Origin of the sequence: Brevibacillus borstelensis (assembly GCF_036700025.1) — a bacterium.
In the GTDB taxonomy this organism is placed as follows: Bacteria; Bacillota; Bacilli; order Brevibacillales; family Brevibacillaceae; genus Brevibacillus; species Brevibacillus borstelensis.
The window spans coordinates 1,584,974-1,606,702 of sequence record NZ_CP144922.1 but is presented as its reverse complement, the minus strand read 5'-3'; the positions used below and the strand labels follow the sequence as shown (position 1 = coordinate 1,606,702).

The 21,729-nt window shown below is 52.4% G+C and carries 3 protein-coding genes; all 3 read right to left on the bottom strand.

Annotated elements, in window-relative coordinates; all coding sequences use genetic code 11:
• Nucleotides 1–88: 88 nt before the first annotated feature.
• The gene (locus V5G20_RS07360) at nucleotides 89–10,618 is read right to left on the bottom strand and encodes an amino acid adenylation domain-containing protein (RefSeq protein ID WP_338463307.1); all 10,530 of its coding nucleotides are present in this window, start codon (nucleotides 10,616–10,618) and stop codon (nucleotides 89–91) included.
• Between the two features lie 33 nt (nucleotides 10,619–10,651).
• On the bottom strand, nucleotides 10,652–19,252 hold the full coding sequence (locus V5G20_RS07355) for an amino acid adenylation domain-containing protein (protein WP_338463306.1): 8,601 nt from the start codon (nucleotides 19,250–19,252) through the stop codon (nucleotides 10,652–10,654).
• An 85-nt stretch (nucleotides 19,253–19,337) separates the two neighbouring features.
• Nucleotides 19,338–21,716: a penicillin acylase family protein gene (locus tag V5G20_RS07350; RefSeq protein ID WP_338463305.1), complete on the bottom strand. Its 2,379-nt coding sequence runs from the start codon at nucleotides 21,714–21,716 to the stop codon at nucleotides 19,338–19,340.
• Between the last annotated feature and the right edge of the window lie 13 nt (nucleotides 21,717–21,729).

The following is a 21,729-nucleotide window of genomic DNA, read 5'->3' as shown; positions in this document are numbered from 1 at the left end:
TCTTCCGGTGGACGTCATCTCTTCTGAAAGATCTTGCTTCATCGTGCACTTACCTCCTCCCAACGAGGGAAAGAATGGACAACGGCGATCACCTGTTCATTGGCAGCCAGTTCCGATCATGGATTCTGCGCATTGTAGTTGCAATGGATTGGGCAATCTGTTCAACGCCAGGCGATTGCAGGATGGTGAAATGATTGCCGGGGAGTTCGTGAATCTCCATTTCACCGTTTGTCACCTCTTCCCACCCGTTCGACGGGCTGCTGTAAATACCGGTGACTCCCTCATCCCGGTCGCCTGATGTAAAGAGAATGATAGGCTGCCCGGAAGACTTCGGCACGTAGTGGCGGTAGGCCGTCCAGTTGGCTTGGAATACTCGAAAAAGTCTCGCGAACTCTTCAAATGATGTGCTTTGTCCCAGCAGTTCCTGTTCAATCAGGGTGTTCATCAACGTATGGATCGCCTGTTCTATCGGAATATCGCGCAACGATTGGAACCAGCCGGGGATCTCTTTTGCTGTTATGCCCAGCAAATCTTGGACAAACATTGCAAGCACGGTAACCTGATCATGTACAGCGTCTTTGCGGTATGCTTGGGCAAAGCTGTCCATCAAGATCAAGGCAGCGATTTGTTCTCCCGCCTCCCGCAGTTGATACGCCATCTCATACGCAACAATTCCTCCAAATGACCAGCCTGCGAGAACGTACGGCCCGCTTTTTTGAACCGATCGAATCTGTTCCAGATAATGGATCGCCATCTCTTCCACACTGCTTAACGGCTCCTGATCATCTGCAAGGCCCCTGGACTGTAATCCGTAAAACGGCTGTTCACTGCCTAGCAAACCGGATAAACGCTGATAGCAGAAGACACCTCCGCCAATCGGATGGACGCAGAAGAAAGGCAGATGCGAACCGTTGGGCTGTATGGTAACAAGCGAAGAATGGCCTATTTCTGTTTTTGACTGGCTGATCATTTGCGCCAGGTGGGCGATCGTAGGATCTTTAAAAAGAACGGACAACGGGACGTTCTGATGGAACTCCTCCTTTATTCGCGCAAACAACCTGACCGCCAATAACGAATGGCCTCCCAGGCGGAAGAAGTTGTCGTACACGCCAATCGGGCTTACCGACAGCAGCTCTTCCCAGATCGTGACCAGTTTTGCTTCCACCGGATTTCGTGGAGCCATGTAGCTGCTCTCCAGCTCCGTCCCGCTTCTTTCCGGTAAAGGCAAGGCATTCCGATCAACTTTTCCGTTGCTCGTCAATGGCAATTCATCCAGCGTGACAAAATGGGAGGGAACCATGTACACAGGCAGTTTTTCCTGTAAATACGCCCGCAGTTCCACATGGGCAGATCGGGTGTCCGGGTTCATCACCACGTAGGCAACCAAGCTTTTCTCTCCGCTGCCGTCAGCCATCACGGCAATGACGTTGTCTTTTACAGCGGGATGCTGACTCAGCACCCCTTCAATTTCTCCGAGTTCTATCCGATATCCGCGCACTTTCACCTGGTGGTCCGTACGCCCCAAATATTCCAGAGTGCCATCCGGCAGATAGCGAGCCAAGTCCCCTGTCTTGTAAAGACGCGAACCTTGTTCTGGGTAGAACGGGTCCTCGATGAATCGCTCAGCCGTCAACTCGGGGCGATTGAGGTACCCACGTGCCACGCCCGCTCCACCGATATAAATTTCTCCTGGAACGCCAATGGGTACGGGCTGCATGTTTGAATCCAACAAATACACGCGCATGTTGTCGATCGGACGACCGATCGGAACCGATTCGGTAGCCGCCATATTCTCCGGTATTTGATAAACGATACAACCTACTACGGTTTCTGTCGGACCGTATTCGTTAAACAGTGCGGTCCCCGGGGCATGCCTGCGCCACAAGGCAACTGTCTCTGCCAATAAGTTCTCTCCCCCGATGACGAGCGATCTGGTGCATGTTTTTACATGGTCAGGCGATAGCTGTTGATTGAGGAGCTGAATATGAGCCGGTGTGATTTTCACCAAACTGAAGTTTTCCGATTCCTTCAGGAGATTCCCTAATCCCTCAACTCCCGCCGTCTCGGGGAGCATCATCACGGTTCTTCCCGCGATCAGTGGCACAAACATGCTCGTGATGGTCAAATCGAAGGCAACGGACGAGTGAACAGGAGCACCCGTGCCCTCTTCTGCCGGATATGCCTTTTTGCACCAGTGCAAGTAATTGACCAGTCCCCGATGAATGATTAGGGCTCCCTTCGGCGTTCCCGTTGAACCCGAAGTATAAATTACATAGGCCAGATTTTCCGGCGTTGCGATGCAAACCGGGTTGCCGTCGCTCTCTTGCTGCACGATGTCCCAATCCGCATCCAGATTGATCACGGTTGTTTCTCCCGGCTCCAGAACGCTGCACAACCGCTCTTGTGTCAACAACAGCGACGGTTTCGCATCGCTCACGATAAACGAGATTCTCTCCTTCGGATACCCCGGATCAATCGGTACATAGGCGCCTCCCGCCTTGTGAATGCCAAGGATGGCCAAGACCAGCTCCGCGGAGCGTTCCAGGCAGATCCCAACGAGCTGCTCCGGTCCAACACCGTTTTTTTGCAAATAGCGGGCTAGCATATTGGCCCGCCGATTCAATTCCCTGTACGTCCACCGCACATCTCCGCAGACGACTGCTACCTCGTCGGGCGTCTTTTCCACCTGTTCTTCAAACAGCTGGTGAAAACACATGTCTTCCGGATACTCCGCCTTTGTATCGTTCCACTCAACCAACAGCTGATGACGCTCTGTCGCGGTCAAAAGCGGCAATTTGGAAATCTGGCAGCCAGGTTCCATAGCAATGCCTTCCAACAGTGTTTGGTAGTGGCCAATCATGCGTTGAATCGTGCTTGCGTCAAAGAGATCGGTATTGTATTCGAAGCTGCCGGTCAACCCTTGATCCGTCTGTTCCATGAACAAGGTGATGTCAAACTTGCTGACCCGCGTCTCCGCCTGAACAGGAACAAACGCAAGGTTTGGCAGGACGACATCCGTCTTCGGCGTGTTCTGCAGCACAAACATCACCTGGAACAGAGGCGAGTGGCTCAAAGTACGCTCCGGTTGGAGCTCCTCCACCAGTTTCTCAAACGGCAATTCTTGATTGGCGTAGGCATCGATGGACGTTTGTTTGACTTGGGCCAGCAACTGTGTGAAGGACAATTCATGGGACAAATCCGATCGCAATACAAGCGTATTGGCAAAAAATCCGATAACACTCTCGCAATCGCGATTCATCCTGTTGGCAATTGGCGTCCCTACCAGGATGTCATGCTGGCCCGAGTAACGATAGAGCAGCGTCTTGAATGCCGCCAACAGTGTCATGAACAGAGTCGCACCTTCCCGTTGGCTGATCGCACTGAGTGTATCCGTGAACTCTTTTGACAATGTAAATGATTCAGATGCCCCCCGGAACGTCTGCACCGCCGGCCGCGGCCGATCTGTCGGGAGCTGCAGGACCGGAAGATGCCCGCCCAGCTTGCCTTTCCAGTAGTGGAGCTGCCGTTTGCGTTCTTCGCTTTGCAGCCAATCCCGCTGCCATTCGGAATAATCGGCGTATTGCATCGTCATCTCGGGAAGAGCATGTTTTTTGCGCGTTACGCAAGATTCGTACAGTGCACCGAATTCACGGAAAAGGATGTCGATGGACCAGCCGTCGGAAATGATATGGTGCAAGGCAAACAACAGCACGTATTCCCGATCCTCTAGCTGGAGCAGTCGAAACCGTGCCAGCGGCCCGGCAGCCAGGTCAAATGGACGTTCCGCTTCCTCACTGGCCAGCCGCTCCACTTCCCTATTTCGCAACTCCTCCGGAAGGTTTCGCAAATCGGAAAATGGTACAGAAATATTCATCGTGGGATGAATCTTCTGCATCGGGTGACCATCTGCCTCGACAAATGTCGTCCGCAGCGCTTCATGACGTTGAACAATTTCCCCAAAGGCCCGTTGCAATGCAAAAATGTCAAGCTGCCCACTCAGCCGAATCGCCCCTGGAATGTGATAAACGCCGGTTCCCGGTTCCATCTGTTCAAAAAACCATACCCTCTCCTGGGTAAAGGAAAGCGGGGCCAGTTCCCTTGCGGGTGAGTGCAGCGGCCTCAGTGGAATCCGTCGATCTGAACGATCACGGTTATCGACAAGGGCAGCGAGATGTTCGATGATGGGTTGTTCAAAAAACGTTCGCAGAGAGACCTCAACCCCAAAATGGGAGGATATCCGCGAAATGACTTGCGTCGCCAAAAGGGAGTGGCCGCCGATTTCAAAGAAATTGTCATGAACCCCTATTCGTTGGACGCCCAGCACTTCCGACCAAATCTCCGCCAGGGACTGTTCGGCAGGTGTACGCGGACCAACCCATTCCCGATCCCGTGCGAATTGTGATTCATCAGGGGCCGGCAGTGATTTTCTGTCCACTTTGCCGTTTGACGTTAGCGGAAAAGCGTCCAGTAGAACAAACAAGGAAGGAATCATATGTTCAGGCACTCTGCTCTGGAGATAGGCACGCAGTTCGCCAACGCCCGGCTTTGGTTCTTGCGGAATAGCCAAATAAGCCACCAGTCGCTTATCGGCATTCTCTCCCTGCCATACCTGGACGACACTCTCCTGCACAGCGGGGTGTTGATCCAAGACAGCTTCTATTTCTCCCAATTCAATTCGGAACCCCCGAATTTTCACTTGCTGGTCTGCCCGCCCGAGAAATTCGATGTTTCCGTCCGGGCGATAGCAAGCAAGATCGCCCGTTTTGTATAAACGGGTATCCATATTTGCATCGAACGAATGGGAAACAAATCGCTCTGAGGTAAGCTCCGGTTGATTGAGGTACCCTTTGGCCAAGCCGTCTCCGCCGATGTAGAGCTCGCCTGTTACTCCCACCGGAACCGGCTGAAGATACGAATCCAAAATGTATACGCGCGTATTGGCGATCGGCCTTCCAATCGAAACCGATCCTTGAACCAAACTCCCGTCTGTCACTGGATAGCAGCAGGTAAACGTCGTGTTTTCCGTAGGTCCATATCCATTGATCAGCTTAATGCCGGGCAGGTGTTCCAGTACCTTTTTCACGTGAGAGACGGACAAGACGTCTCCTCCGGCCAACAGTTGTTTTACATGGATGAGATCATCCAGACGCTGGTCAACCATCTGGTGAAACAGCCCCGCCGTCAGCCATAAGGTCGTAACCCGATGCTCCCGCAGCGTTTTTCCCAATTCCTCCAGAGACGCTTTGCTGCCTGGGTACAGGACCAGGCGGGCGCCGTTCAAGAGACTGCCCCAGATTTCAAACGTGGACGCATCAAATGAAACGGGAGAAAATTGCAGAAAGACTTCTTCCGGCGAAAAAGAGGCATAGCCGTTCCCCTTCACCAAGCGAATGACTCCGCGATGAGGGATGCAAACTCCTTTCGGTTTGCCCGTAGAGCCCGACGTATACATGACGTAGGCTAGATCGTCAGCAGTTGTGCCGGTATCGATGTCTTCCTCTCTTTCGCTGGCAATCTGCTGCCTGTCTCGATCAAGGTCAATCACGCGAAGATGCTGCCAAGGCAGAACATCCTCCCTTTTCCCACCCGTGATCAAAACGGATGCGCGTGCGTCCTCCAGCATGTAGGCCAGGCGTTCTTTCGGATAAGTAAGGTCTAGCGGCAAGAAAGCTGCTCCCGCTTTGAGAATAGCCAAAAATGCGACGATCAGATCGATGGAACGATCCATGCAGACCGCGACCAACTCTCCCCTTGTGACACCCAGCTTCACGAGGTGGCGGGCGAGTTGATTGGCACGGCGGTTTGTCTCATCATAAGTTACTTGTTCTGTTTGACAGACAAGTGCGATTGCGTCAGGAGCCTTGGCAACCTGCTCGGCAAATACCTGCTGGATCGAACTAAGAGATGGATAGTCCGTCTGTGTCTGATTCCACTCCATTAACAATTGGTGGCGTTCCTTGTCTGTAAGCAGCGGCAGCTCGTGAAGCTTGTAGTCCGGATTTTGAACAATAGACCCGAGCAGCGTTTCAAAATGTCCAATCAAGCGAGCAATTGTATCTGGGTTGAACAGGTCAGTGTTGTATTCGAGATAGCCGATCAGTTCATCACCTGATTCCCGCATGGAGAGGGTCAGGTCAAATTTTGCAGTTCCGCTTTCAGCATCTAGTTGCTCCATTGTCAGTCCCGGCAATGCCAAGTCTGATGCAAGCGTATTTTGCAATACGAACAGCACCTGAAACAGCGGGGAGGCACTCCTGTTTCGTTGCGGTACGAGCTCCGCTACCAACCGCTCGAACGGGAGGTCCTGGTGGGCGAAAGCACCGACGGTTGCCTCACGCACCTGGTCCAGGTATTCACGGAACGATATCACACTGTTTGGCTGACTGCGAATCACCAGTGTATTGACAAAAAAACCAATCATCCCTTCCAACTCGCTCCGATTCCGGTTTGCGATCGGAGAACCCACTGCAATGTCTTCCTGCCCGCTGTAGCGGTGCAGCAACGTTTTAAAACCGGCAAGAAGGGTCATGTACAAGGTCGCTCCGGACTGGACAGACAGTGTCTTGAGTGCATCGGTCAGTTGTTTTCCCAAAACGAAGCGCTGGGCGTCTCCGTTAAATGTTTGCGATGCCGGGCGAGGCCGGTCGGTCGGAAGCTGCAGGACGGGAGGCTCCTGTTGGAAGACTCCTTTCCAATAGGCAAGTTGTTTTTCCAATTCTTCTCCCTGCAGATACTGCCGCTGCCAATAGGCAAAATCGGCGTAGTGCAGATCGAGGTCCGGCAGCGGTGAAGAGGCCTGATTGCAAAACGCGTCATAGAGTACCGCCATTTCACGAATGAATACACCGAGCGACCACCCGTCGGAAATGATGTGATGCATGGTGATCAGCAGAACGTGCTCGGTCTCCCCCAGCTTTGCAAGAGTGGTACGAAGCAGTGGCCCCTGCGTGATGTCAAATGGCAGCGCCGCTTCTGTTTTGATCAGCTCACGCAAGGCACTCTCCCGACGGTCGGCCGGAAGCTGTTGCAAGTCGACTGTCACCGATGGAATTTTCATTTCCCGGAGGACGGTTTGAATCGGTCTGCCATTTGATGCCGAAAAAACGGTACGAAGTGATTCATGTCTGCGCACGATTTCTGCAAAGCTGCGCTCCAATGCATGAACATCGAGCACACCAACCAAGCGAATTGCTCCCGGAATGTTGTACGTGGCCGTCCCCGGCTCAAACTGCTCAAAAAACCATAGCCTCTCCTGGGCAAACGAAAGCGGCATTTCCTGTTCACGCGGCGCCGGCTGGATCGGGGGTGCATCATTTTCCTGCCGTTTTTGCCGGGCGTGGGCAATGGACTCAGCCAAGGCGCGGACGGTAGGAGCTTCAAACAATGTCTTCAGCGGAATTTCCATCCGGAATGCATGGTTTAGTCTTGAGATCACTTGTGTGGCGAGCAGCGAGTGACCGCCCAATTCAAAAAAGTTATCGCTCAGACCGATCGGCTCTGTACGCAGCACTTCGCTCCAGATCTTGGCCACGCATGCTTCTTCCGGTGTCGAAGGGGGTACGTACTCTCGCTCCATGCTCCTATTTGCGTAATCAGGAACAGGCAGTGCACGCCGGTCGATCTTTCCGTTTGGCGACAGTGGAAGAGCCTCCAACTGCACATAAGTGCCAGGAATCATGTATTCCGGCAGCCGCTTTTGCAGAAATCCGCGAAGTTCCTTGGTGGAATAGGAAGCACCTGCTTCGGTCACGACATAAGCGACCAGACGCCTGTCGCCTGGAACATCCTCTCGTACAACCACGGCTGTCTCCCTGATCTGCGGATGCTGTCCAAGCGTTGCTTCAATTTCTCCCAGCTCAATTCGGAAGCCGCGCACCTTTACCTGGTGATCGATCCGGCCGATATACTCAATCGTCCCATCCGGCAAAAAGCGGGCTACATCGCCTGTGCGATACAAGCGCTCCGTCTGATCGGTAGAAAACGGGTGTGGAACAAATTTTTCAAGGGTTAGATCGGGTCTGTTCAAATAGCCACGGGCGAGTGCCGTGCCACCGATATACAGCTCTCCCTGCACGCCAATCGGCACAGGCTGCAGATGCTGGTCGAGCAGGTAAATTTGTACGTTGTCAATCGGCCGTCCAATTGGCGGCAGGACAGGCCACTCCTCCGGTTCTCCCTGCAAGGTGTAGCTGGTTACCACATGGCTTTCCGATGGTCCGTAGTGGTTGTACAAACGGCACCCTTTCATTTTTCCAAGCCAGCCGCTAATATGCCGGGTGATTTGCAATTGCTCGCCAGCGGTGATGATTTCGCGGAGCCGCTCAGGTACCGTCTCTCGGACATTGGCCGACTCTGCCAGTTGTTGCAGTGCGACAAAGGGAAGAAACAGCCGCTCCACTTTCTGCCCGGATAAAAACTTCAATAGCTTTACCGGATCCTGCCGCACTTCTTCCGACATCAGAAGGGTGCCGCCCGAGCATAACGTTGAGAAGATTTCCTGAAAAGAGACGTCAAAACTGAGGGGAGCAAACTGCAGCGTTCTGGCCGGCTTCGGGTCTTGGAACGATTTCATCTGCCACAACAACAGGTTGACGAGCGGTTTATGTGCCATCATCACACCTTTTGGCTTGCCGGTCGAACCCGATGTGTAAATCACATAAGCCAGGTTTTCAGGCTTCACCAAGCAGTGCGGATTGGAATCACTCTGTTGTGCGATTGCTGCCCAGTCCGTATCGATGAGAACGCATTGGCCGTCATAGGCCGGCAGCTCATGCGCAATTCTGTGTTGCAAGATGAGGATAGACACCCGGCTGTCTTCCAGCATGTAGGCAATTCGGTCAGCGGGATAGGCAGGGTCGATCGGGACATAGGCTCCCCCGGCCTTCAGCACCGCAAGCACGGCCACAACCGTATCGACTGAGCGATTCAAGCATATCCCTACGAGTGAATCCGGCCGAACACCCGACTTTTGCAGGTAATGGGCCAGTTGATTGGCACGCCGGTTCACCTCGTCGTAGGTGAGCTGTCTCGTTTCGTCCTCTACGGCAATCGCATCTGGCGTTTTCACCGCCTGCCGCTCAACCATTTCATGGGTGCACCCCGGATCTTGTAGCTCTCGGTTCTCTGTCCGATTCCACTCCTCCAGCACTGTTCGCCGCTCTGAATCCGGCAGGATGCCCAACTGGGATAACGTTTGCTCCGGGTTGCTTGCGATACTTATCAGCAGTGTTTCAAAATGACGGATCATTCGCTCAATGGTCTTCTTTTCAAACAAGTCGACATTGTATTCAACTGATCCGTTCAATCCGTTTGCTGTTTCTGTAAAGGAAAAAGTCAAATCGAACTTCGTCGTTCCGCTATCCAGAATGAAGTGTTCCACGTCAAGCTCGGGCAGCTTCATCTCGGACATCGGCGCGTTTTGCAAGATGAACATCACTTGAAACAAGGGAGAATGACTCAAAAGGCGGCTGGGTAAAATGTCCGCTACCAGCTTCTCAAACGGCACGTCCTGATGGGCATACGCTTCCAGAGCGACGTCGCGTATCTGGGCAAGGTATTCGCGAAAGGTTGCTGTTCCGGACGGTTGACTCCGCATGACAAGCGTGTTTACAAAAAAGCCGATCAATCCTTCGATGTCACTCCTGTTTCGATTGGCGATCGGAGTGCCGACCAGGATGTCGTCCTGTTGCGTATAGCGGAATAACAAAGTCTTAAACGCCGCGAGCAATGTCATAAACAACGTCGTCCCCGACTGCGCGCTTATATCCCGGAGAGAGTGGGCAAGCTCGTGCGACAGGGAAAAGCGTTCAACAGCACCTCGAAACGTCTGTATGGTCGGGCGTGGTCTGTCTGTCGGAAGTTGCAAAACGGGCAAGCTTCCGGACAGTTTTTGTTTCCAGAAATCCAGTTGTCTTTGAAATTCCTGCCTGTTTGCCCACTCCCGTTGCCAATGGGCGAAGTCGGCATATTGAATCGGCAAAGGTGTTAAAGGTGAAGCCTGCTCATGATAAAAGGCAGTGTAGAGCTGCATCATCTCATGAACGAGAACACCCAGAGACCACCCGTCTGCAGCGATATGATGAATGGTAACAAGCAGAATGTGCTCCGTCTCATGAAGGCGCAGAAGGGTCGTTCGCAGCATGGAATCTTCCGTCAGGTGAAAGCACTTTTGCGCTTCCTCCCGAGCCAGCCGCTGTACTTCTGCTTCTTTTTCCTGTTCGGACAAGGCTCCAAGGGATTTCACCGGTATCTTCACCGGAACAGGCGGATTGATCACCTGTATCGGCTCTCCATCCACAACGGAATAAGTCGTCCGCAATACCTCATGACGATCAAGAATCTCCTGAAAGCATCGCTCCAGAATCGGTATCCAAAGGTTGCCTGTCAGACGGATCGCGTAGCAAAGATTATAGACTGGACTTTCCGGTTCATATTGATCCAGAAACCACAGCCGCTGCTGGGCAAATGATAGCGGAATGGCGTTTTCCTGCGGGCGAACAGGAATTCGTTCGCCCGCAGAATTTTCACGTCGTTTGCTTTCCAACATTTTTTCGAGTAGAGCTCGTTTAGCTGGGGATAGTTCAGCCAAGCGATCATTGCCTTTTGATTCCAAACGCATCCTGGCACCTCCGGCATCGCATACGCAATGGATTTACTTTTCTTTCAACTGGCTCAACAAAGCCTCTGCTTCTTCATCTGATAGATTTTCAATCTGCTCGAGCAAATCAGCCAGCTCGGTTTGAACGCTCTGAGGAGCCAGCGCCTGTTGAACCAGCTCGGCCAGTTGCTCTACAGTCGGAGCTTCAAACAATGCCCGGAGTGGCAATTCAATCTGAAACGCTTTGCGAATCCGGGAAATTAACTGTGTGGCCAACAAGGAATGGCCACCGTGCTCAAAGAAGTGATCACGGATACCCACTCGCTTATATCCCAGCACCTCTCCCCAAATCGAAGCAAGCTGTTGTTCCAGTTCTGAACGCGGTGCGACAAATTGCTCTTCCTCGACATCTGTCAGAGGGGACGGCAGCGCTTTCCGGTCAATTTTTCCATTGAGCGTCAGCGGGAACTCTTCGAGCTGCATAAACGACGACGGGATCATATATTCCGGAATTTCTTGCGAGAGGAAATCGCGCAGCTCCGCTTTCGTCGGTTTCATGCCCGCTGCGGCAACGAAATAGGCAACCAATTGCTTCTCGCCTCGTTCGTCTTCACGTGCAACCACGGTTACATGCTCGATTGCCGGATGTTTGCCGAGCAGTGTCTCTATCTCTCCGAGTTCAATACGGAAACCGCGTATTTTCACTTGATAGTCGATCCGTCCCAGAAACTCCAAAGAACGATCCGGACGGTAACGAACGAGGTCACCAGTTTTATACAGTCGAGGGTTGTCGTCCTGCGTAAACGGATTTTCCAGGAACGTCTGGGCGTTTTTCTCGGGAGCATTCAGATAGCCCCTCCCCACCCCAATTCCACCGATGTACAGCTCTCCAGCTACCCCAATTGGTACCGGCTGCCTATTTTTATCCAGGACGTACATCTGCATATTGGCGATGGGTCGGCCGATCGGAATTGTCGCCACCTCTTCTCCCGGAGGTTCTTTGATAAAGTGATGCAACACATCATCGGAACACTCCGTAGGTCCGTATGCATTGATGAGATAGGCATTCGGGTAGTAACCAAGCCATCTTTTGCACAATTCAGGCGGCAACACCTCGCCGTTTGGAATCATCCAGCGAAGCGAAGACAAATCAGGTTGTTTAAAATCACGCAACGCGATCTCTTCCAGCATCGCCCGCAGCAATGAAGGGACCGTTTCCACAATCGTCAATTGGAGGTGTGCCATTGCATCGAGCTGTCGTGACGGGTCAAAGGCAACTTCGTCTTTCAAAATCACAACACGGCCTCCGGTCAACATCACGGCAAACAACTGCCACACGGAGATGTCGACGCACTGGGACGAGTTTTGCGCTACACGATCCGCCTCTGTCATGCCCAGGTCATCGATTTTTGCATAGAGATGGTTTACCATTCCTCGGTGTTCTACCATCGCGCCTTTTGGTTTTCCGGTAGAACCTGATGTGTAAATGACGTAGGCGACATCTTCCGGCTTCACGTTCGCGCTTACCGGCTCGCTGCTCTCTTGTGCGATTGTCTCCCAGTCTCTGTCCAAGCATAGGGAAATGTTGTTCTTCTCTGGAAACACGCCAAGCAAGCGATCGTACGTAAGCAGTACCTTCAAATCTGCATCTTCGATCATGTGCGTCAAGCGTTCTTTCGGATAGGCAGGATCGAGCGGAACATAAATGCCACCGGCCTTCCATATTGCCATGATCGAGATCACCCACTCCAGGTTGCGTTCCCCAAAGTAACCGACAAAGACGTCACGTTCGACTCCGCGGGCTTGCAAAAAGCGAGCGAGTTGATTGGATTTCCGCTCCAATTCCGCGTAAGACAATTCCTTGCCGTCGAAAACAACAGCGGGCTTCTCTGGCGTCTTTCCTGCCTGTTTTGCAAAAAGCGCATGAAAGAGTTGGTCCACCGGGTAGTCCGCACGCCTGCTGTTCCATTCGACCAACAGCTTATCCGTCTCTTCTTTTGTCAGGAAGGATTGTATCTCGTGACGGCCTAACGGATTCTCCGCCATTGCCTCCAGGACGTTTTGATAATAGCGTCCGATTGTTTCCACCTGATCTTCGGTTAATTCATCCGTTTCAAAATCAAGCGCGAACAAAACCTGTGACGTGTTGATGTCTACCGTAAATTGCGCTGTCAGCGGAACATAGGTGTAATCGGACTGCGCGGCATTGATGATTTCAACATTTGGCACGCTGTGCAAGCTCTCTGCGATATGGAAATGGGTGTAGTTGAACACTACATCAAACAACGGCTGACCCGAGCTGTGTTCTTTTTGCAGCTGAACAAGCGGATATCGCCGATAGGGCAGTATTTCCCGTTCAGAATCAAACGCCGTCTTCACCAGATCGATCCAGGTGCCTGGCGACAGCTCCGCCCGAAGCGGCAGTGTGTTTAGAAAAATTCCGAGCACTTTATCGCCGTCAGTATGCTCCAGACGCCCGTTTGCGATCAAACCGGAGATCACGTCCGTCTGTCCTGTCAGCATGCTCAACACCTTGAGGTGCCCGGCGAGCAAGACATTTTTCAACGGGATGGCTGTGGTATTGGCCAGATTTCTTAATCCCTCGCTCACTTTGGCAGAAAGCGGAACCCAGATGCGGCCTTTGCTGTTGTCCTGTTTGGCTTCAGATTTAGGCCAACGGTATAAAGGTGTGATTACGCAGTCACTCAACTTTTCGTTCCAGAAACGGCGCGCTTTTTCCGATTGCAGCGTCTTCTGCTCCAGCTCCACAAAATCGCGATAGGAGCTCTGCAAAGGCGCTTTCTCGGGTCGCTGTCCATTCGTAACCCATGCAGCGTAATCGGTGAGCAGCTCGGTGATCAGGGACACGACGCTCCAACCGTCCAGGAACGGCTCAATCAGCACCAACTGGAACTCTTCATCAGAATAACGGCAGACATAAAAACGGCATAATCCCGGTTTCTGCCAATCAAACGGTGTTTTCCGCTCTTGCTCCAGTCTGGCAGACAAGTGTTCCTGCTGCTGCTCATGGGACAAGTGCCGCAGGTCTTCTACGTGCAAAGATATGGCAGCTTCTCTGTATACCAATTGAAGCGGCTGACTGAAATGGCTGATGTCAAATGACGTGCGCAAGATGTGATGGCGCTGAACCATTTGCTGCAGGGTCTCTTCCAAAGCGGCTTGGTCGAATAGGCAGCGTACGCGATAACTGGAAAGATAGACCTGATAATCGGACGACATCTCGCTGTGATAGACGAATGCCGCTTGTGTCATGCTCAGCGGATAAGCGTCCTCCACCTGTTGCGGAATCAACAGGCGGTCTTCCGCAGAAATCAGTCCGAATGGCTCTTTTCCACCTGTACTTTCTTCATGTTGTTGAACCCGTTTCGCAACTGCAGCCAATTCACGAATCGTTTGATACTGAAAGAGATCCTGTATGGATAAATCCAACCCGCGTTCCCTCGCCTGAGACAGGATGGCAATGCTGCGGATCGAGTCGCCGCCCAGATTAAAGAAGTTATCGTCGATGCCGATTTTCTGTACGTGAAGGATGTTTTCCCATACGGAAACCAAAATCTCTTCTTCCGCGGTGGCAGGCGGCACATAGACTGCTTCCGATTCCGGTTTTGATGGTGAAATAGCAAGCAGTGCCTTGCGATCTACCTTGCCGTTCTCTGTCATCGGCAGTGCATCAAGCAGATAGAAAGAGGACGGCACCATAAAAGCGGGAAGTCTCTCCTGGAGAAAACGGCGCAAATCCGCTGAACCGAGGGAGCTGCCTGGCGCAACCACTGCATACGCTGCCAGATGCTTTTCCCCGTGCAAATCATTTCGGGCAAGTACGATATTGTCCCGTACCTCGGGATGCTTTGCGATCACCGCTTCGATTTCATTCAGCTCGATTCGGAATCCCCTGATTTTTACCTGGTGATCGATGCGACCCAAATACTCGATGTCTCCGTTGGCATGGAAACGAACCAAATCACCGGTTCGATACAGGATTTCCGATTCGTTGTGCGGATTCGCAATAAATCTTGATTTCGTCAATTCCGGGCGATTCAGGTACCCCCGTGCTACACCCGCCCCTCCTACAAACATCTCTCCTGCCACCCCAATCGGCACAGGCTGAAGCTGCTGATCAAGGATGTAGATTCGCAGGTCCGGGATCGGCTGCCCGATGAAGCTCGCCTGTTTATCCACGTCCGCCTTCGAGAGCGGGCGATACGTGACGTGAACGGTTGTTTCCGTGATCCCGTACATATTCACCAACTGCGGACGTTTGTCGCCGTGACGATCAAACCAGGGACCAAGCGACGGAATGTCAAGCGCCTCACCGCCGAAGATCACCAGGCGCAGAGCGAGATCGTCTGACATGCCGATCGTCTCTTCCGCCTTCATCAATTGCGAGAAGGCCGAAGGTGTTTGGTTCAGAACCGTCACTCTTTCTTTGACAAGCACTCGATAGAATTCTTCTGGCGAGCGGCTGATCCAATAAGGAACGATCACCAGGCGTCCGCCGTAAAGCAATGCTCCCCAAATTTCCCAAACGGAGAAATCAAAGGCATAGGAATGGAACATCGTCCACACGTCCTGCTCCGTAAACGAATACCACGGTTCTGTTGCTTGGAACAGGCGGATGACTTGGTAATGAGGAATCAGCACGCCTTTTGGCTTCCCGGTCGATCCGGACGTATAGATGACGTAGGCCAGGTGATCGGGTGTTGTGCCGCTTGCCGGATTTTCGCTGCTGTTTTGAGCGATTGCGTCCCAATCGGAATCTACGCACAAAGTCTTTACATCGCTCTTTGGCAAATCGGATAACAGTCGCTTCTGGGTCAGCAAAATACGGACTGCCGAATCTTTCAGCATGAACTCCAAGCGCTCTTTTGGATAGGCCGGATCAAGAGGCACATATGCTCCGCCAGCTTTTAACACACCGAGAATGCACACGATCATCTCGATGGACCGCTCTACGGAGATCCCGACAAGATCATCCGGACCGATCCCCTCCTGTTGCAAATGATGGGCTAATTGGTTTGCCCGGCTGTTTAATTCACCGTAGGTAATCCGTTCGTCTCCGCAAACAACCGCAGTTTCTCCTTTATGAAGCGCTGCTTGGCGTTCAAACCATTGATGGATGCACTGCTCTTTCGGAAAGGCAGCCGCTGGATGGTGCATTTCCAGGAGATGTGTTTTTCCTTCCGCCGACAGAATCGGAAGCGTGGAGACTTGCTGGGTCGGATCATTTGCGATCTCGGTCAACAGCGTCGCATAGCTGTTTAACAGACGATCGATCGTTGGTTCCTCATACAGGTCGGTATTGTATTTCAGCTCAATCGAGAGAACATCACCTACTTCGACGACCGTCATCGTCAGATCAAATGGAGCTGCCTGTTCGTTGAGCTCTACTGGTTCCAGAAGAAGGTTGCCCAGCTCGATTCCTTCCTTTTGACCGCCAGCGATCAATGGAGCCAGTCTCCTGTAACTGCCGCCCACATTTTGCATGACAAACGCGGTCTGGAAGATCGGTGAACGGCTGGCGTCCCGTTCCTGCTGCAGTTTTTCTACCAGCACTTCAAACGGATAATCCTGGTGCGCATACGCCTCTAATACGATCCCGCGCACTTTTTTCAACAAGGTGACAAAGTCCGGATTTCCTGACAAATCAACTCTGATCGGTACAGGGTTCGTTACATAGCCAACCAGTTTTACCAGCTCCGACCGGGATCTGGCTGCCATCGGGGAGCCGATGATCAAGTCATCCTGACCAGCGTAACGGTGCAACAGCACAGCGTAGCTGGCCAACAGCGCCGTATACAAGGTAGTTTTGTACGTTTTGCTGAGCTGCTTCAATGCAACTGTCGTTTGCCCATTCAGTCGAATGGTTTTGGCAGCCCCATTGTACGTCTGAACAAGCGGCCGCGGATGATCGGTTGGCATGTTCAGGATCGGAAGTTCTCCTGACAGCCTTTTTTCCCAGTACGCGAATTGATCTGCTCCCTCGCGATCAGCAAGCATGTTCTCTTGCCAGAGCACATAATCGGCAAACCGTACGGATACCGGCTCGAGGTACGATTTTTCTCCTGCGGCTTTTTTCGTATACAACTGGCTCCATTCTGAAAACAACAGGTCAAATGACCACAGATCTATCACAATATGATGGAACGACCACAACAAAACGTGATCCTCCGGAGCTGTTTGAAAGAGCTGCACGCGCATGAGCGGCCCTTTCTCCAGATCAAACGGTCGGTGCGCCTCTTCTTCCATGCGTTGATGCAGGGTGATCGTATCCCAAGTGGATGCATCCTCAATTTTCACGTTCGCTTCGATGTTTTTGCGCACGTATCCAAGCGGCAGTCCGTTCTCCAGTGCGGGATACGCTGTTCGCAGTACGTCATGCCGGCTCACCAGTTCGTTGAACGATTCGATCAGTACGGGAACATTCATCTGCCCCTTTATGCGGACCGCTTTGCTGATGTTGTACGCACTGCTGTGCGGCGCCAGCTTATGCATAAACCAAAGTGCCTGCTGACCGCGCGAGAGAGGCACGTAATACTCCTCCTCTTCACCCTTGCTCGCATTCGCGATCACTTGGTGATGTCCATTCAAGCGTTCCGCCAACAGCTTTGAAAGTTTGGTCGAGCTTTCCACCTCAAACAATTCTGTCGGATTCAGGACGATCCCGAGATCTGTTTCAATCGTATACTGGAGCTGCATCGCTCGCGCCGAGTCCATTCCCAGCGTGCTCAAATGCTGACCGGCATCGTATTGGGAGGACGAGATTTGCAAGACGCGCGGTATGATATTGCCCAGATACGCTTTCAGTTCCGTCTGGAGTTCTTCCGGTCCCATCCTCAACAAAGCATCGCGATTCACCGTCGGGTCTATCGTTTCTTCGAATGGTTCGTCATCCAATACGTGGCTGCCGATGACATGGAATCGGTCTTGGAGGTAAATTTCACGGCATAAGCGGCGCTGTATTTTTCCGCTTGATGTTTTCGGAATGCTGCCATAACGGACAAGCTGGATCGCGTAAACCTGCACCCCGTGATCCTGTGCGACGGCCTGACGGATGCAGCTGGTTACTTCTTCGACGTCAACCTGTCGGTGATGACGATCGATCTCGGAAACAATGACGAGCCTTTCTTCCCCGTTTACTTGGACGGAAAATGCCGCGCATTCCGGTCGCAAGGCAAAATGGCTCTTCTGTGCTGACAATTCGATGTCCTGCGGATAGTAGTTGCGACCGCGAATAATGATCAAATCCTTCAATCGTCCGGTTACGAACAACTCGCCGTTTTGCAAAAACCCGAGGTCACCTGTACGGAGGAAAGGCCCTTCTCCGCTGTCCGCCACATATGCGTTGAACGTAGCAGCCGTCTGCTCTTCATTCCCCCAGTAACCGCCGGCAACACTTCGCCCGGCTACCCATATCTCGCCGATTTCATCAGCCTCGCACTTTCTGAGCGTCTGCGGATGAACGATGCACACGGTTTGATCGGAAACCGATTGTCCGCATCCGACCAGAGCCTGACTGGTAGCGGTGTCAGATGATGATGGCTGCTCAAGCACCCGATTGTCCGTCAGCGCCTCCTTGTCGAACCTTTGGATGGCCGGAAGTGTTAACCGGTTTCCACCGGAGACGAACAGCGTACCTTCAGCCAATCCGTAGCACGTGTAAAAAGCCTCTTTTTTAAATCCGCAAGATGCGAAAGCCTCCGCAAAACGTTCAATCGTCTCTTCGCGAATCGGTTCCGCGCCGTTAAAGGCCACTTCCCAGCTGCTCAAGTCCAGTTCGGCTTTCTGTTCATCTGTAATCCTCTTGACGCATAGTTCGTAAGCAAAATTGGGACCGCCGCTTACAGAAGCGGCCGTACGGGAAATGGCTTGCAGCCAGCGCAGAGGCCGCTGCATCATGTCAAACGGAGACATGAGTGTTGTGTGGAAGCCTGCGTATAACGGCTCAAGAATTCCACCAATCAGTCCCATATCGTGATAAGGCGGCAGCCAGATAACGCCACGGTCCTCCGGGGTAATTCCGAAACTTTCTTTTATTGCAGATAAATTGTGCAGCAGGTTTCCGTGTCGAACCATCACTCCTTTTGGAGTAGAGGTAGAACCCGAGGTATACTGCAAGAATGCGAGAGATTGCCCATTCAGATCAGGGGTCTTCCAATCATTTTCACTGATCTCGCTTATTTGATCGGTAGCCAGCCACGTTACCCCGTTCATTTCCGGGAGCGCGGCAAAACTCTCTTTGAAATTCGCTGCCAATTTTGAAGTCGTGAGTGCGATTTTTGCCTGACAATCCATGGCAATGGCATGAATCCTCGGTATGAGACGAGGAGAAGTCGGGGGGTATGCAGGTACAGCTATACTTCCTGCATAGAGACAACCGAAAAAGGCAGCGATATACTCAAGCCCCGGTTGATAAAGCAGCAGAACGCGCTCCCCAACCGCCTGCATGTACTGCAGCTTGGCTCCAATTACTCTTGCCCGCCGGTCCAATTCTGCGAAAGTCATGCTCTCTTCGTTCAATTCCCCATCGAGCAAAAAGCGGTAAGCCTCCTGGTTGGGTCGCTCGTTTGCTCTCGATTGCAGCATCTCTACCATGGTAGAATACATAAGCGTTTCTTCGGACATGAATGGCCGCATTGCAGATGACCTCCAAATTTTATAATTTCATGCAAAATTTGGTAATTGATCGCACAGCCAGACCCTGGCCCTTCTCTCCTCACGATTATGGATGAAGGACCAGCAGGTCTCCTTTTCGGTACTCTTCTGGTGCGAACCATTGCTTGCACAGTTCTCCAGCGGCATGGGGGACTGCCTGATCGGAATACCAGCAGCTAAAAACATGGCCCGATTGCCCCGGTGCGACAATATCAAAGGAATTGCCGGCAAGATCGGACAGATCGACAACCTGACGCCACGGAGCGCCGTATCCCACAACTCCCGATCCGTCAAAACCCATCAGACACACGGTTTGTCTGCTGCCGCCCATGGGAATATCCGGTTCCTCTACCGGAATCCCGAGAGATTTCATGATAGCTGCCAACGGGTGGGTGTAGCGGATTCGATGGTATTCGCCCCACCTCCACGCTTGAGGGTTCTCGCCCTGCAAGTCAACCGCTTGCTGCACAGCGCTGATAAAGCTACTGATGGCAAGTTCTTTGATTCCCCCCGCCTGTTTGATCCAGTCGTTTTCGCGACCCGCTGCCGCTTCGAGCAGCATGGCGTCTGTCACATTGGTGCCATCTGCCATGAGTTGATACAGCGCAGGACCCAATTTCGGTTCGTACAATCGTTTTCGCAACAGATCGAACCACAAGTGATACATAAGGGGGGCTGCCTGCTCGGCCTCGTCTTGATAATTCCATTCTTGCAATAATTGCAACGCTTTCTGCTCCACGTCTGTGAGCTGCACCTGATTGAACAATGCAAGCAAGGCAGGCAGCAAGGTTGTCGCTTGTTCGTTGAAAAGGTCCGCTTGAAGACGACGCATATCTTCTGATGAAAACTCTTTGCTGCCGCGAAGGACCTTGGCAATCCGGTTGGCCCGATACGGTGCATCCCATGAATGGGCGATCAGATACGGATAGGAGTCATTGACGATTTTGTTGTTAGCCGCGACGATAAATCCTTCCTCGGGATTTACCACTTCGGGACACTTCTCAAAAGGGATAAACCCGTTCCACTCAAATTCATTCGTCCAACCGGGCACGGGAACCAGTCCGTCCCCTTTGGCACGAATCGGTATTGCTCCAACGGTTTTGAATGCGATCGTGCCGTCATTGGAGGCAAACAACACATTTAGTGCCGGAGAGACGATTTTTTGCAGACCTTGTTTGAATTGCTCCCAGTTCTCCGCTCTGTTCATCTCCAAAAACGCCTCGATCTCTCTGCCCGGAGAGTACGCCGTCCATCGCAAAGACAATCCGTATTCTTCCCGTTTTGAGACTTCTGGAGTGTGGTCTGTCAAAACAGGGCCGTGACGGGTAATTCGCACTTCCATGGGTATGCTTGCCTCACCTTTTACCTCTATCACTTCGCGAACAACGGTAACGTCCTCCCACTTGCCCTCCTGGTACACTTGATGCGGATTGTCGCTGTTAAACTTTTCTATGTATAAATCCTGTGTATCCGCGATTGCATTCGTTACCCCCCAGGCGATGGAGTCGTTGTGCCCCAACACGACACCGGGTACCCCGGGCAGTGTCACCCCGATCACATTCAACGTTTTTTCTTCAGTGTGCAGATGCAAATGAGTTTGAAACCAGATGGACGGCGTATCCATACCGAGATGCGGATCGTTCGCCAAGAGCGGCTTTCCGCTCTTCGTCAGCTTTCCGGAAACGACCCACCCGTTCGAACCGGCAACGGCGCCTGATCCCGTGAAAAATTGCAATAAACTCCTCAATTCCATCTGAATGTTTATGGGCAAATCAGCTTCCTTTTCGGAAACAGTGCTCCCCCCGGTGTGTTGACTGGAAATCGTGATAAAGCCGTCAGCTGGATAGACAGGCCAAAGTTGTTTGGCCAACTCATCGCCTACTTGATTTCGCAAAAGATGGCGATACACTTCCGCTTTCATATTTTCGCTCAGGCTCGCTGCCAGCAGCTTGCCGATCAACAGCGTATCAATCGGCGTCCAGAACTCCGGCTGATACCCCAGCAGATTGCATTCGAGCGGAAGCGTGTTTTCTTCAACAGCTTGACGCAGGTAGGCGTTCACGCCCTGGGAAAAACGGTCCAGGATCTTTCTGGTCGCTGGCGAACACTGGGTCAGGGAATCCTCGGCGGCTCTTTTTAGTTGAAGCTTGCGATACAGTTTATCCGAGTTTACCGTCGAGGAGCCCATTACTTCCGACAACCGCCCGCTTGTTAGCCTGCGCGACATATCCATCTGCCACATGCGTTCTTGAGCAGTCACAAACCCTTGTGCCAGATACAGATCGGCTGCTGTCCGGGCCTCAATATGAGGCACGCCTCTGTGGTCCCGATACACGTCAACAGGTTTGTGCAAAGCTGCTACTTTCAGCTCCCCGGATGTTTTCGGAATACCATGGCGGACAACCGATTGCAGGTGGACTGACACATCCACATTTTGATCGTGCATGGCGGAACAACCT